The organism is Rhizomicrobium sp., from assembly GCA_037200985.1.
In the GTDB taxonomy this organism is placed as follows: Bacteria; Pseudomonadota; Alphaproteobacteria; order Micropepsales; family Micropepsaceae; genus Rhizomicrobium.
On record JBBCGJ010000001.1, the window covers coordinates 3107482 to 3120717 of the forward strand.

Here is a 13236-nt window from a genome sequence, read left to right on the forward strand (position 1 = left end):
CATTCTTTAGCGTTTCGCGCGACTGTGGACATTCCGGGCGTTCGATAATGGCAAAGACCAAAAAGAAGAAGAAATCCGTCAAAGCCGCCAAGGCCAAAGCGGTGAAAAAGCGGAGCGCAAAGACCGCCGCGCAGAAGAAGCCGGTCAAGGCCGCGAAAAAGACCGTCGCGAAGCCCGGGCCGCAGACGGCCCGCCTGCCCGCGGCCAAGCCCGGCATGCAGCGGCGGCCGAAATCGCTTGTCCGCCGCGCCGTCGAAGGGGCGATGCGCGCCATGCCGCGGCTCGCGCCGCGCCGCGCCGGCAAGTACGACACCGATCTCGACCGCAATCCGGCGAACTACCAGCCGCTGACGCCGCTGTCCTTCCTGGAGCGCGCCGCCTATGTCTTTCCCAACCGCACCGCGATCATCCACGGGCGGCAGACCGTCACCTATGCCGAATATTATGCGCGGTCGCGCCGGCTCGGCTCCGCGCTCGCCAGGGCGGGCGTGAAGAAGGGCGACACGGTCGCCGTCATGCTCGCCAACACGCCGCCCATGCTGGAGGCCCACTATGGCGTGCCGATGGCCGGCGGCGTGCTGAACGCGCTGAACACCAGGCTCGACCCCGCGGGGCTGGCCTTCATCCTCGACCATGGCGAGGCCAAGGTGCTGATCACCGACCGCGAATTCGCCGGCACGATGGCCGAGACGCTGAAGCTCGCCAAGGTGAAGCCCATCGTCATCGACTACGACGATCCGGAATTCCCGCAGACCGGCGAAAGGCTGGGTCATATCGACTACGAGGCCTTCGTCGCCGACGGCGATCCGGAGTTCGCCTGGTCTTATCCGGGGGACGAGTGGGACGCGATCGCGCTCAACTACACCTCGGGCACGACGGGCAATCCGAAGGGCGTGGTGTTCCACCATCGCGGCGCGGCGCTGATGGGTTACGGCAACATCCTGGCGGCGCGGATGCCGTACCATCCGATCTATCTGTGGACGTTGCCGATGTTCCACTGCAATGGCTGGTGCTTTCCCTGGTCGCTGTCGGTGGTGGCGGGAACGCATGTCTGCCTTCGCTGGGTGCGCGCCAAGGCGATGTTCGACGCCATCGCCGATCACAAGGTCACCCATCTGTGCGGCGCGCCGATCGTGATGTCGGCCTTCATCAACGCCAAGCCGGAAGAGCGCCGGGCGCTGCCGCATACCGTCGAGTTCATCACCGCCGCCGCGCCGCCGCCCGAATCGGTGCTCGCCGCGATGAGCGATGCGGGGTTCAACGTCACCCATGTCTACGGCCTGACCGAGACCTACGGCCCCGCCGTGGTGAACGAGTGGAGCCTGGAATGGGACGCGCTCGACAAGGGCCACCGCGCGGCGAAGAAGGCGCGCCAGGGCGTGCGCTATCACGCGCTCGACGCGCTGACCGTGATGGACCCCGAAACGATGGAGCCGGTGCCGGCCGACGGGACGACGCTGGGCGAGGTGATGTTTCGCGGCAATGTCGTGATGAAGGGTTACCTCAAGAACCCGACCGCGACCAGGGAAGCCTTCGCCGGCGGCTGGTTCCATTCGGGCGATCTGGGCGTGATGTATCCGGACGGCTATGTGCAGCTGAAGGACCGCTCCAAGGACATCATCATCTCGGGCGGCGAGAACATCTCCTCCATCGAGGTCGAGGATGTGCTGAACAAGCATCCGGCCGTGATGTTCGTCGCGGTGGTCGCCAAGGAGGACGAGAAATGGGGCGAGACGCCCGTCGCCTTCGTCGAGCTGAAGGCCGGCCATGAGAATGTGACGGCGGAGGAGCTGATCGAATATTGCCGCGCCCATCTCGCGCGCTACAAATGCCCGCGCCACATCGTCTTCGTCGAGCTGCCCAAGACCTCGACCGGCAAGATCCAGAAATTCAAGCTGCGCGAGATGACGAAAGACGTGGTCTGACGGCGATGCGCCGGCGGGAGCGCGAAAGGCCACCTCGCGCGAAGCGGCGCTCGCGCTGGCGAAAGAGCAGTACGTCTATTGCAGCGACCTCATCGAACGGGGCGTGGACACCTTTAACGCGCTCGCCGCCGCCTTGATGACGGACGATTTGTGGTTCTTCCGGTGGGGTTGACGGCGCGCGCGCCAAAATCCGGGCACAACCTCTCAAGAAATACAGGTTGCAATTCACAACTCCGAGGCCGGGCATGAAGTACCCCCGATTCAGAGGGGTGGTTCGCGCACCGGTGGTGGCCGATCCTCCCGCTTATAGTGCTTGCGGGAGTGTGCATGTCATCGAGTGCCGTATCCAAGACCGCCCTGCGCGGCGACGATCTGCTGCAGCGCCTGCAGGACATGCTCTACGAATATCACGCGCTGGGCCGCTTCGATGAAGCACGGCCGCATATCCTCTGGCTGATGGAAATCGCCGAGAAGGAAGAGGCGGCGGCGCTCGGCCGTCCCGTCTGAAGAGGCGTCCCTTGCCTTCGCGTGCTTGACTCCGGGCCGTCTCGGAACAAACATAGAACGAGCGTTGGCGCAGCGGGTTGCGACGGTGACCGCGGCCCCGCGGGATTCTAGGGTGCGTGGGCAGGGGAGGCGCATGACCGACGACACACGGCCATTGGCCAGCCGATACGCGCTGGCCTTCATCTTCGCGACCATGCTGATCGACACGATCGGGCTGGGCATCATCCTGCCGGTGACGCCGGCGATCATCAAGCAACTCACCGGCGAGGATTTGAGCGGCGCCGCCGGCTGGGGCGGCTGGCTGATGTTCGTCTACGCGCTGATGCAGTTCCTCTGCGCGCCGGCGATCGGCAATCTGAGCGACCGGTTCGGGCGCAGGCCGGTGCTGATCGTCTCGCTGGTCGCGCTGGCGGTCGACTATGCGATCACCGGCTGGGCGCCGACCATCGCCTGGCTGTTCGTCGGCCGCTTCCTGTCGGGGATCGCGGGCGCCGCCTATCCCACCGTCAACGCCTATATCGCCGACGTCTCGCCGCCGGAAAAGCGCGCGGCGAATTTCGGGTTGACCGGCGCCGCCTTCGGCATCGGCTTCGTGGTCGGCCCCGCGATCGGCGGGATCATCGGCGACCATTGGGGGGCGCGGGCGCCGTTCTTCGTTGCCGCGGGTTTCGCGCTGGCCAACGCGCTGTTCGGCCTCGTCGTGCTGAAGGAATCGCTGCCCGTCGAGCACCGGCGCAAATTCGAGATCCGGTGCGCCCACCCGGCCGGCGCGCTGCGTGCCCTGCGCCGCTTTCCCATGATCGTCGGACTTCTCGGCGTGACGGTGCTGATGCGGCTGGCGCATGACGCCCTGCCGTCGACCTGGACTTTCTACACGATGCTGCGCTTCCACTGGACGGCCGCTGAGGTCGGCTATTCGCTGATGGCGGTGGGCGCGCTGACCGCGTTCTCCTTCGGCGTGCTGCCCCGGCTGATCGTGCCGCGCATCGGCGAGACGCGCGCGGTCTATGTCGGGCTGTTCTTCACGGGCCTCGGCTATGCCGGCTATGCGGTCTCGAGCCAGCCCTGGATGATCTATGCCTGGATGGCGGTGTGGGCGCTGGGCGGCGTCGGCGGGCCGGCGCTGAATGCGATCATGTCGCGGAGCGTGCCGGCGAACGAGCAGGGCGAATTGATGGGCGCACTGGCGAGCGCGGGCAGCATCACCTCCATCGTCGCGCCGCTGCTGCTGACGAACCTGTTCGGCTGGTTCACCAGCGGCCGCGCGCCGGTTTATTTCCCGGGCGCGTCCTTCGCCGCCGCGGCGCTGTTCGAGCTCGGCGCGCTGGCCGTGTTCGCGGCGATGCAGCCCCGCCTTGTGGCGCGGCCGGTCGCGGCGGGTCGGACGTGAGACGTGAGGGTCTTAGTGAACGCTGTTTCGGAGGCGTTCGAGCTCGTCTTTTATTCGGAGCTTTTCTTTCTTGAGCGCCGCGACCGCGACCTGGTCCCAGTCGGGATGGGCCATCTCGTCGTGGATGCGTTCTTCGAGTCGCTTATGTTTTTCGGACAATTCCTGGATATGCCCTTGCAGTGCCATGCGTGCACCTCTCTCTTAGGCTTCGGAAGTAGATCACTGTCGGCCAGGGCTGTCACGCCCTCTTCCGCCCACGACCCACTTTCTGTAAACCGACCCCCATGGCCAAGGTTGCGGAAACCCTGAAAAAAGAAAGACTTGTGGTCGGCATCAGCGGCGCCTCCGGCGTCGCCTATGGCATCCGGCTGCTGGACGCGCTGGCGGAACTGAAGATCGAGTCCCACCTCGTCGTCACCAAGGCGGCCGCGCTGACGATCGCGCTGGAGACCGGGCTGAAGCCCAAGGCGGTCGCTGCCAAGGCCACCCATGCCTATGCGCCCGGCGATATCGGCGCGCCGATCGCGTCGGGCACCTTCAAGACCAGGGGGATGATCGTGGCGCCCTGCTCCGTCCGCAGCTGGTCGGAGATCGCCACCGGCGTGACGACCGGCCTTCTGACGCGCGCCGCCGACGTCACGCTGAAGGAGCGCCGGCCGCTGATCCTGATGGTGCGCGAGACGCCGCTGCATGCGGGACATCTGCGGACGCTGGCGCAGCTCGCCGAGATGGGCGCCATCGTGCTGCCGCCGGTGCCGGCCTTCTATGACGAGCCGCACCGGATTTCGGATTTCGTCGACCAGATCGTCGGCCGCGCTCTCGACCTCCTGGGCTATGATTGGCCGGCGCATAAGCGCTGGAACGGGGCGCCGAAGACGCGATGAACAACCAGGTCACACGACCCGACGAAGTCGCGCTCAGGGCCAAGCTGGCGGAGCTCAGCCAGGAGCACCGCGATCTCGACAACGCCATCGCCGCGCTGTCCGAGGCCGGCGGGCGCGACCAGCTTCAATTGACGCGGCTGAAGAAGCGCAAGCTTCAGCTCAAGGACGAGATCGCGAAGATCAACGACCGGCTGCTGCCTGACATCATCGCGTAGGGCCGCCGCCGTTCCGGTTGGGGAAGATCGAATCGGGAGGAGGCATCGTGAGCGGCCAAAGAGACTTCAAGCGCATCGCCACCGAGGAAGCCTGGAGCATTCCGGAGATTCCCAAGGCCCAGCTCGAATTGCTGCACGGCCCCTGCCCGCCCGACGATCCGTCGCTGCGCATGGGTGCGATGTTCGCCTCTTTCCCGGCGCTGCAGGAGCAGCTCTGCGATATCGGCGAAGGCCGCATCCGGCGCATGGACGAACTGGGCATCGACCGCCAGCTTCTGCTCCTGACCGCGCCGGGCGTGCAGGTGCTGAACCCGCGCGAAGGCACCGAACTGGCCGCCCTGTCGAACGACCGGCTGGCGGACGCCTGCCGGAAATATCCCGACCGGTTCTCGGGCCTCGCCGCCTTCGCAGCCCAGGATGTCAAAGGCGCGGTCGCTGAGATCGAGCGCGGCATGACCCGGCTCGCCCTCAACGGCGCGGTGCTCAATTCGCACACCCAAGGCCATTATCTCGACGAGCCGGCCTTCGAACCGATCCTCGAAGCGCTGGAGCATTTCGATGCCGCGCTCTACATCCACCCGACCAGCCCGCCGGCCAAGTGGGTGCATCCGTACGAATTCCGCAGCTTCACCGGCGCCCTCGCGGGCTTTTCCCACGAGGTGTGGATGCACACGATGGGGCTGATCTTCTCCGGCGCCTTCGACCGCCATCCCAAGCTCAGGCTGGTGATCGGCCATGCGGGCGAGGCGATGCCGCTTTTGCTCTATCGCTTCGACTGGATGCAATCCAATGCCGATGGGCGGCCGGGCCTGCGCGGCGGGCAGCCGACGGTGAAGCTGAAGCACAAGGTCTCGCACTATTTCCGCAACAATATCTGGATCACCACCAGCGGCGTCGCCTGGGCGCCGGCGATCAAGTTCTGCCAGGAGGTGCTGGGTCCCGACCGCGTTCTCTATGCGATGGATTATCCCTATCAGGTGTCGGCGGAGGAGGTCGCGACCTATGACGCGCTCGACATATCGGCCGAGCACAAGCGCATGCTGATGCAGACCAACGCCGAGCACGTCTTCCGCCTGCCGCCGCTGGGGTGACGGGACGATCGGCAGCGCTCGTCGCGAAGTGGAAATCCATCCCACCTTTTCATCCGCCGCGAATGCCGCGGCCCAGGTGACGCTTGAGCGGCGCAGGCGTCATCTGGGTGGCCCGCATTCGTGGGCCATGACAACCTTATTTTGGCTTGGGCATTAACAACGACTGATCAGCGCGCGCTTCTCTTATGCGCGTACATCGCCTCGTCGGCGCGGGCCATGGCCATGTCGGCGTCGTCGCCGGCTTTCAGCTCGAAGGCGCCATAGGCGAAGCTGATCGGGATCGACTGGCCGTTCCACTTGGTCGGCGATGCCCGCAGCCGCTCCGCCAGGATGTCGGCCTTCTTGTGCGCCTGCTCCTGGTCGGCATGGCTGAGCAGCACGCCGAACTCGTCGCCACCGAGACGGCCGACGCAGTCGCTGTCGCGGACATTGCCGGCGAGCACGGAAGCGAAATTCTTGAGCACCGCGTCGCCGCCGGCATGGCCGTTCGAATCGTTGATCGCCTTGAAGCCGTTCAGGTCGAAATAGATCAGGCTTGCCGACGTGCCGTAGCGGCCGGCGAAGGCGATGTAGCGCGTCAGCTCGCGCACGAAGGCGCGGCGGTTGAGCAGCGGCGGCACCAGATGGTCCTGGTCGGCGTTCTTCTCCGCCTCGTCGAGGCGGGCCATGGTCGCGGCGAGCTCGCGGCGCAGATTGTCGACCTCGCCCATCAGCGTGACGATGGCGTCGCGCACGCGCGGGGTGAATTCGCTCTCCGGAATGCCGAGCACACTGGCGGTTGCGCCGATGGTGGCGGCGCTTACCGGCTCGGCGACGGCGGCCTGGCGCGCATAGGCTGCGGCGCCGACAGACCGCGCACTCCTGGTTGATCCCGTCCGCTCGATCTTCATGATCGACCCCATTCGGCCATTCTGGCGGCAAAAACAATACTAAGATGGCTTTAACAATTCCTTTATGAACCCGACCAAAAGGTAAACGACTGGCAAACGGCCTCTTTTCCTGAAGGTTTCCCGCCCTATACTCCGCCGCTTCCCGGTGATTTGCCGGTCCACGCCGCAAGGGAAGCATGCCCCGGACAACCAAACCGCGAAGCCCGAACCCTCTGGTGGGCCTGATCATGGGAAGCCAGTCGGACTGGCCGACGCTGAAACCCGCATCCGAGATCCTGACCGGCCTGGGCGTGGCGCATGAGAGCCGGATCGTCTCGGCCCACCGCACGCCGGACCGGATGAGCGCCTATGCCAAGCGGGCGGCGGGGCGCGGCCTGAAAGTCATCATCGCCGGCGCCGGCGGGGCGGCGCATCTGCCGGGCATGACGGCCTCCATGACGACGCTTCCGGTTCTGGGCGTGCCGGTCGAGTCCCGGGCGCTGAAAGGTTTGGACAGCCTTCTCTCCATCGTCCAGATGCCGGGCGGCGTGCCGGTCGCAACCTTCGCCATCGGCGAAGCGGGCGCGAAGAACGCCGCGCTGCACGCCGCGGCGATCCTGGCGCTGTCGGACAAGACGTTGGCCAAGCGCCTCGCCGCCTGGCGGGCGAAGCAGACCCATGCGGTCGCGAAAGCGCCCTCCGACAAATGAGCGCGATCCGGACATTGAAAGCGCCCGTTCCTCCGGGCGGCACGGTCGGGATTCTCGGCGGCGGGCAGCTCGGCCGGATGCTGGCGCTGGCGGCGGCGCGGCTGGGGCTGCGAACGCATGTGTTCTGCGACGACCCGAAATCGCCGGCCTCGCAGGTGTGCGACGCGCATAGGGTGGGGAAATTCGAGGACCTCGAAGCGGTCGCGGATTTCGCCTCCGCCTGCGACGCCGTCACCTTCGAGTTCGAGAACGTGCCGGCGGCGACCATCGATCGCATCGCGGCCGTCGTGCCGGCCAGCCCGAATGCGCGCGCCCTTCGCCTGACCCAGGACCGCTTCGAGGAGAAGAGCTTCATCCAGGCACTCGGCCTTTCCACGGCGCGCTTCGCGGCGGTGAACTCCGCCGGTGACGCCCGCGACCTGTTCGGCGCGTTCGGCGCGCGCGCCGTGCTGAAGACGCGCCGCTTCGGCTATGACGGCAAGGGCCAGGCCAAGCCCGGCAAGGCCGACGACGCGGCGGCCGCCTTCGCCGATTTCAAGAACGCGCCGTCGATCATGGAGGCGTTCATCGACTTCGCCTTCGAAGCTTCGGTCGTGGCGGCGCGGGGACGGGACGGCGCCTTCGCCGCCTACGATCCGCCGGAGAACCTGCACGAGCACCACATCCTCAGGCGGTCGACGGTGCCGGGGCGGCTGAGCGCGGACCAGGGCGAGGCGGCGAAGGCCATCGCGCGGAAGATCGCCGATGCGCTCGACTATATCGGCGTGCTGGCGGTGGAATTGTTCGTGCTGAAGGACGGATCGCTGCTGGTCAACGAGATCGCGCCCCGGGTGCACAATTCCGGACACTGGACCATCGAGGCCTGCGCCGTCAGCCAGTTCGAGCAGCATATCCGCGCCGTCTGCGGCTGGCCGCTGGGCGATCCGGCCCGTCACGCCGATGCGGTGATGGAGAACATCATCGGCGCCGAGGCCGACGCCTGGGAGAGCTATGCCCGGCGGGCCGGCGCGCTGCACCTCTACGGCAAGGGCGAGGCGCGACCGGGGCGCAAGATGGGGCACTTCACCGCGCTCCGCCCGTTGACGAAGCGCTGAACGCCCCATAGGGTCCGCCGCCATGAAAACGACGCCGAAGCGCGAGACGAAGACGACGAAGCCGGCAACGGCTTCGGAGCTTGCGCGCGCGTAACGTCCCCACGCATCGCCTGATCCGGAGCCCCGCCGAAAGCGGGGCTTTTTGTTTGGAGAGACTAGGGTCCAGACTCATAAAGTCCACCACACGATAGCAGCGACGAGGCATACGGAGGCTAGGAAGTTTCTGGCGAGCCTGTCGTAGCGTGTGGCGATGCGCCTGAAGTCCTTGAGGCGGCAGAAGGCGTTCTCGATCTTGTGTCGCTGCTTGTAGGATTTTCTGTCGAAGCTGAAGGGCTGCTTGCGGTTCGATCTGTTGGGCACGACGGGCTTGGTGCCGCGCGCCGTCAGCCATAATCGCAGTTCTTCGCTGTCGTAGGCTTTGTCGCCGAGCAGCTTCTTGGCGATCTTGCTTCGGCGGATGAGACGCTGGGCCGGCGGGCAATCGTGCGCCTGGCCGCCGGTCAGGAGGATGGAAAGAAGACGGCCCTTAGCATCTGCGATTGCGTGGATTTTCGTGTTTCGCCCGCCGCGCGAGCGGCCGATCGCCTGCTTAAGCTCCCCCTTTTTGCGCCCGATGCCGAGCGGTGGGCTTTGACATGCGTCGAGTCGATCATCTGGGTATCGGTGGATCGTCCGCGCTCCGCCAATTTGCGGAACAGCCGCTCCCAGATGCCGCGCTCGGCCCAGCGCACGAAGCGATTGTAGATTGTCGTATGGGGGCCGTATTCCGGCGGGCAGTCGCACCACCGGCAGCCGCTCTTCAAGACATGTAGGATGCCGCTGATTACGCGACGGTCGTCCACACGATCTTTGCCGCGCACGTCCGTCGGCAAGTGCGGCTCGATCCGAAGCCATTGCTCGTCGCTCAGCCAAAACAGGTTGTTCCGCATCCCAATGCCTCCGAATCACGAAGCAACGGAATCATCAACCGATTCAACCGACAATGACTTTTTTGGGTTTCGGCCCTAATGAAGAAGAATCCCACCGTTGCCATCGTCGGCGCCACCGGCGCGGTCGGCGCCGAATTCGTCGGCTGCCTTCAGGCGCGCAACTTCCCGGTGGGGAGGCTGAAGGCGCTGGCCAGCGCGCGGTCGGCGGGCAGGACGCTCGACGTCCGCGGCGAGACGATCGTCGTGGAAGAGCTGACGGAGACTTCGTTCGAGGGCGTCGACATCGCCCTGTTCTCGGCCGGCGGCGGCATCTCGCGCAAATACGCGCCGGTGGCGGTGAAGGCCGGCGCGGTGGTGGTCGACAATTCCTCGGCCTTCCGGATGGACCCGGACGTGCCGCTGGTGATCCCGGAGATCAATGCCCGCCGCATCGCGGAGCACAAGGGCATCATCGCCAATCCGAACTGCTCGGCGATCACCGCGCTGGTGCCGCTGTGGCCGATCCATCGCAAGAACCGCATCAAGCGCATGATCCTGTCGACCTATCAGGCGGCGAGCGGCGCCGGCGCCGCGGCAATGCAGGAGCTGGTGGATTCGACCCGCGCCTATCTGGACGGCAAGCCCTTCGCGCCCAACGTGCTGCCGCATCCCTATGCCTTCAACGTGTTCAACCACAACACGGCGATCGATCCCGACACCGGCTACAACGACGAAGAGACCAAGGTCATCAAAGAGACGAAGAAGATCTTCGAGGACGATCGCATCGCCATCGGCGTGACCTGCGTGCGCGTACCGGTGTTGCGCGCCCACAGCGAAGCCATCACCTTCGAATGCGAGAACCCGATCAGCGAGGACGCGGTGCGGGCGATCCTGTCGGACGCGCCGGGCGTGCGGATCGTCGATGACCGGGCGAAGAATTATTTCCCGATGCCGATCGACGCTTCCGGCCAGGGCGACATCCTGGTCGGACGCATCCGCACGGATCTGAGCGATCCTACGGGGCATTCCATCGCGATGTTCGTCGCCGGCGACCAGCTTCTCAAAGGCGCGGCGCTGAACGCGGTGCAGATCGCGGAGTATTTGATTTGACCGACCCTCCCTCAAGGGGAGGGTAGATTCAACGCCGGGCGTTCAGGCCGCCCAAAATATCCGCAAGCGAGGGAAGCCGGCTCAGGGCGTCTTTCGCCTGCGCCTTGAATTTCTCGAAGGCCATCACGTTCTCGATGCGGTCGGCGAGGAATTTCGCGGTCTCGCTCTCGTCGGCGCTGGTGTCGGTGAACCAGCGCATCATGGTCGCGGTGTAGACCCCGGCCAGGATGGTGCGCTTGGTATAGAAGTTGAAATCCGTCGACCTGTCGCCGGCGGCGCGCCACATCGCATCCGCCGTGCGCCAGACCAGATTCGCGCCCAGCGCCGCGTGCGGCGGCAGCGTCAGGAAGGCGGCGGCGCGCCGCGCGGCTTCCTTGTGGGGGCGCACCGCCTCGATCCTGGCCATCACGGCGGCGGCGATGCGGGCGCGGATCTTCATCGCCGTCGGATCCATCGCGGCGAGATGTTTTTCCATCGCGGCATCGGCGCTTTGCGAGAACGCCTCGACCAGGCTGAGCGGGCCTTGGGGGAAAAGCTGCGCCAGCTTGTCCTTCGCGACGCCCGCCTCCTTCGCCGCGCGCCCCAGCGCCGTGTCGGAGAAGCCGTCGAACACGACATGCGGCAGCGCCGCGTCCAGCACCTTGGCCTTCAGGGCGGCATCGTCGAGCGGCTTCTTGCGCGGCGCCATGGCGGCCTTCGAAAAAAGGGCGCCGTGAGTATCGGCGCCTCGCGGGCAAAAGTCAGCAGCGGCGTCAGCCGCCCGACGCCCAATGTTTCGCTTCGCTCTCGAAGATCAGCTTGCCCAGATCGGTCATGCGGCTGGGATAGAGCCGCCCGTCGAGATGATCGCATTCGTGCTGGACGACGCGGGCGTGGAAGCCCTTGGCGGTGCGCGACACCACGCGGCCCTCGAGATCGAAGCCGCGATAGCGGATGTGGAACGGCCGCTCGACATAGCCGCGCAGGCCCGGGACGGAGAGGCAGCCTTCCCAGCCGCCCTCGACCTCCGCCCCCACGATCTCGATCTGGGGATTGATCAGCACGGTCAGGGGCGCGGTGTGGTCGAAGCGCTCGGCTTCCGAGAGGCCCGGATCGCTGCGTCCGTCGGGCGCCTGGAACACCACCACGCGCAGGGGCACATGCACCTGGGGCGCGGCGAGGCCGGCGCCGTTGGCGTCGATCATGGTCTCGATCATGTCGGCGACCAGGCGGCGGATTTCCGGCGCGCCGGGGTTGGCGACCGGCTGGGCGATCTGGGCGAGGACGGGATGGCCCATGCGGGCGATCTTCAGGATTGCCATTATATTTCAATCACTTACATTTTCCGGCATTCGAACCTCAAAAAAATCGAGGGGGGGGTCCCCCTCCCCCGCCGCCTTCCGTCTGGAGAGGTTCGAAGCGCGGGCGGCCGGGCCGGCGGGCCGATCCGACACCCGTGGAACATATAGGAATTGGCGCAAAGTCGCGCAAGCGCGGTGGACAGGCCTGGGGCCTTCTGATATCACCCGCGCCTCCCAAAACGGGCCTTAAGGAGCGGAATTTGCAGATCATCGTTCGCGACAACAACATCGACCAGGCGCTGAAGGCGCTGAAGAAGAAGATGCAGCGCGAGGGCATCTTCCGCGAGATGAAGCTTCGGGGCCATTACGAGAAGCCGAGCGAGAAGCGTGCCCGCGAGCGGGCCGAGGCGATCCGCCGCTATCGCAAGCTGCAGCGCAAGCGCCTGCAGCGCGAGGGCCTTCTGCCGCGCTGAGCCGCGTCCGGGAGACGAATTGGAAAAAGCCGCCGGTTCCGTCCGGCGGCTTTTTTGTCGGCTCTCCCAAATCCGTCATCGCCCGCGAAGGCGGGCGACCCATTTTTTTCAACAACGAAGAAAATGGATTGCCCGGACAAGCCGGGCAATGACGATAGTGGGTACGTCAAAGCACGGAATGGGACCATGACCGATATTTCCGACCGCGTCCGCATCGAGGACGTTACGGTCCTCTCCGACAATTGGTACGTCCTGCGCAAGGTCACCTTTTCGCTGCGGCGCGCCGATGGCACCTGGCAGCGCAGCACGCGCGAGGCCTATGACCGCGGCAACGGCGCCACGATCCTGCTCCACGACAAGGCGCGGCGGACGGTGGTGCTGACGCGCCAGTTCCGCCTGCCGGCCTTCCTGAACGGCTATCGCGAGATGATGATCGAGGCGGCCGCCGGCCTTCTGGACGACGCCTCGCCGGAAGACCGCATCCGCGCCGAGACCGAGGAGGAGACCGGCTATCGCGTGCGCGACGTGGAGAAGGTGTTCGAGCTGTTCATGAGCCCCGGCTCGGTGACGGAGAAGCTGTATTTCTTCGCCGCCGCCTATGACGCGAAAGCCAAGGCGGGCGCGGGCGGCGGCATCGCGGAGGAAGGCGAGGACATCGAGGTGCTCGAGCTGCCGTTCGACGAGGCGATGGCGATGGTGGCGGACGGCCGCATCTGCGATGCCAAGACGGTGCTGCTGCTGCAATGGGCGGAGAAGACGGTGTTCGGATAGGGCGCCGAT

The 13236-nt window shown here is 65.9% G+C and carries 16 protein-coding genes; 11 read left to right on the forward strand and 5 right to left on the reverse strand.

The features are described 5' to 3' along the window. Positions 1–47: 47 nt before the first annotated feature. The 3 genes from WDN01_15115 (at position 48) to WDN01_15125 (ending at position 3822) form a co-directional block, all read left to right on the forward strand. Complete coding sequence (locus WDN01_15115) at positions 48–1925, forward strand: acyl-CoA synthetase (protein MEJ0027353.1); 1878 nt, start codon at positions 48–50, stop codon at positions 1923–1925. A 327-nt stretch (positions 1926–2252) separates the two neighbouring features. Further along, on the forward strand, positions 2253–2432 hold the full coding sequence (locus tag WDN01_15120; GenBank protein ID MEJ0027354.1) for a hypothetical protein: 180 nt from the start codon (positions 2253–2255) through the stop codon (positions 2430–2432). A gap of 133 nt (positions 2433–2565) precedes the next feature. Then, positions 2566–3822 (forward strand): TCR/Tet family MFS transporter, encoded by a 1257-nt coding sequence (locus WDN01_15125; GenBank protein ID MEJ0027355.1) that lies wholly within the window; start codon positions 2566–2568, stop codon positions 3820–3822. A 12-nt stretch (positions 3823–3834) separates the two neighbouring features. On the opposite strand, the gene WDN01_15130 is transcribed toward WDN01_15125, so the two are convergent. After that, the gene (locus tag WDN01_15130; protein MEJ0027356.1) at positions 3835–4008 is read right to left on the reverse strand and encodes a DUF465 domain-containing protein; all 174 of its coding nucleotides are present in this window, start codon (positions 4006–4008) and stop codon (positions 3835–3837) included. A gap of 98 nt (positions 4009–4106) precedes the next feature. Here WDN01_15130 and WDN01_15135 point away from each other — a divergent pair, with 98 nt between their 5' ends. The 3 genes from WDN01_15135 to WDN01_15145 are packed head-to-tail and all read left to right on the forward strand — an operon-like array spanning position 4107 to position 6012. Further along, entirely contained in the window at positions 4107–4706 is a 600-nt protein-coding gene (locus WDN01_15135) for a UbiX family flavin prenyltransferase (GenBank protein MEJ0027357.1), read from the forward strand. Next, positions 4703–4921, forward strand: a complete 219-nt coding sequence (locus tag WDN01_15140) for a DUF465 domain-containing protein (protein MEJ0027358.1) — start codon at positions 4703–4705, stop codon at positions 4919–4921. The genes WDN01_15135 and WDN01_15140 overlap by 4 nt, the downstream gene beginning before the upstream one ends. Positions 4922–4968: 47 nt before the next feature. After that, positions 4969–6012 carry an amidohydrolase family protein gene (locus WDN01_15145; protein MEJ0027359.1) on the forward strand — a complete coding sequence of 348 codons (1044 nt, stop codon included), beginning with the start codon at positions 4969–4971 and terminating at the stop codon, positions 6010–6012. A gap of 167 nt (positions 6013–6179) precedes the next feature. Here the strand turns inward: WDN01_15145 and WDN01_15150 are convergent, their stop codons facing one another. Continuing rightward, a complete protein-coding gene (locus WDN01_15150) occupies positions 6180–6902 on the reverse strand; it encodes a GGDEF domain-containing protein (protein ID MEJ0027360.1) in 723 nt (240 codons plus the stop codon). Positions 6903–7078: 176 nt separating this feature from the next. Between WDN01_15150 and purE the strand changes: the two genes are divergently transcribed. Together purE and WDN01_15160 are read left to right on the forward strand one after the other, a co-directional pair. Continuing rightward, positions 7079–7591 carry a 5-(carboxyamino)imidazole ribonucleotide mutase gene (gene purE / locus WDN01_15155; protein MEJ0027361.1) on the forward strand — a complete coding sequence of 171 codons (513 nt, stop codon included), beginning with the start codon at positions 7079–7081 and terminating at the stop codon, positions 7589–7591. Positions 7592–7605: 14 nt separating this feature from the next. Next, positions 7606–8685 (forward strand): 5-(carboxyamino)imidazole ribonucleotide synthase, encoded by a 1080-nt coding sequence (locus WDN01_15160; GenBank protein MEJ0027362.1) that lies wholly within the window; start codon positions 7606–7608, stop codon positions 8683–8685. A 168-nt stretch (positions 8686–8853) separates the two neighbouring features. On the opposite strand, the gene WDN01_15165 is transcribed toward WDN01_15160, so the two are convergent. Next, positions 8854–9614 (reverse strand): IS5 family transposase gene (locus tag WDN01_15165; GenBank protein ID MEJ0027363.1). Its coding sequence is split into 2 segments (ribosomal slippage): positions 8854–9287 and positions 9287–9614, totalling 762 coding nucleotides; the frame shifts between segments, so codons are not numbered across the junction. Between the two features lie 78 nt (positions 9615–9692). Between WDN01_15165 and WDN01_15170 the strand changes: the two genes are divergently transcribed. Then, positions 9693–10703 carry an aspartate-semialdehyde dehydrogenase gene (locus WDN01_15170; protein MEJ0027364.1) on the forward strand — a complete coding sequence of 337 codons (1011 nt, stop codon included), beginning with the start codon at positions 9693–9695 and terminating at the stop codon, positions 10701–10703. A gap of 28 nt (positions 10704–10731) precedes the next feature. On the opposite strand, the gene WDN01_15175 is transcribed toward WDN01_15170, so the two are convergent. Both WDN01_15175 and def read right to left on the reverse strand, forming a co-directional pair. Beyond that, positions 10732–11391 carry a COQ9 family protein gene (locus WDN01_15175; protein ID MEJ0027365.1) on the reverse strand — a complete coding sequence of 220 codons (660 nt, stop codon included), beginning with the start codon at positions 11389–11391 and terminating at the stop codon, positions 10732–10734. A gap of 64 nt (positions 11392–11455) precedes the next feature. Beyond that, complete coding sequence (def, locus tag WDN01_15180; GenBank protein ID MEJ0027366.1) at positions 11456–12004, reverse strand: peptide deformylase; 549 nt, start codon at positions 12002–12004, stop codon at positions 11456–11458. A gap of 239 nt (positions 12005–12243) precedes the next feature. Between def and rpsU the strand changes: the two genes are divergently transcribed. Both rpsU and WDN01_15190 read left to right on the forward strand, forming a co-directional pair. Then, positions 12244–12456, forward strand: a complete 213-nt coding sequence (rpsU, locus tag WDN01_15185; protein ID MEJ0027367.1) for a 30S ribosomal protein S21 — start codon at positions 12244–12246, stop codon at positions 12454–12456. Positions 12457–12642: 186 nt separating this feature from the next. After that, the gene (locus WDN01_15190; protein ID MEJ0027368.1) at positions 12643–13227 is read left to right on the forward strand and encodes an NUDIX domain-containing protein; all 585 of its coding nucleotides are present in this window, start codon (positions 12643–12645) and stop codon (positions 13225–13227) included. Positions 13228–13236: the final 9 nt, after the last annotated feature.

Bases quoted from the DNA above. Each gene is read 5' to 3' on its own strand.
- WDN01_15150 (MEJ0027360.1), bottom strand. From the start codon at position 6,902: ATGAAGATCGAGCGGACGGGATCAACCAGGAGTGCGCGGTCTGTCGGC.
- WDN01_15125 (MEJ0027355.1), top strand. From the start codon at position 2,566: ATGACCGACGACACACGGCCATTGGCCAGCCGATACGCGCTGGCCTTC.
- WDN01_15135 (MEJ0027357.1), top strand. From the start codon at position 4,107: ATGGCCAAGGTTGCGGAAACCCTGAAAAAAGAAAGACTTGTGGTCGGC.
- WDN01_15115 (MEJ0027353.1), top strand. From the start codon at position 48: ATGGCAAAGACCAAAAAGAAGAAGAAATCCGTCAAAGCCGCCAAGGCC.
- WDN01_15120 (MEJ0027354.1), top strand. From the start codon at position 2,253: ATGTCATCGAGTGCCGTATCCAAGACCGCCCTGCGCGGCGACGATCTG.
- purE (MEJ0027361.1), top strand. From the start codon at position 7,079: ATGCCCCGGACAACCAAACCGCGAAGCCCGAACCCTCTGGTGGGCCTG.
- WDN01_15130 (MEJ0027356.1), bottom strand. From the start codon at position 4,008: ATGGCACTGCAAGGGCATATCCAGGAATTGTCCGAAAAACATAAGCGA.
- WDN01_15140 (MEJ0027358.1), top strand. From the start codon at position 4,703: ATGAACAACCAGGTCACACGACCCGACGAAGTCGCGCTCAGGGCCAAG.
- def (MEJ0027366.1), bottom strand. From the start codon at position 12,004: ATGGCAATCCTGAAGATCGCCCGCATGGGCCATCCCGTCCTCGCCCAG.
- WDN01_15175 (MEJ0027365.1), bottom strand. From the start codon at position 11,391: ATGGCGCCGCGCAAGAAGCCGCTCGACGATGCCGCCCTGAAGGCCAAG.
- WDN01_15170 (MEJ0027364.1), top strand. From the start codon at position 9,693: ATGAAGAAGAATCCCACCGTTGCCATCGTCGGCGCCACCGGCGCGGTC.
- WDN01_15190 (MEJ0027368.1), top strand. From the start codon at position 12,643: ATGACCGATATTTCCGACCGCGTCCGCATCGAGGACGTTACGGTCCTC.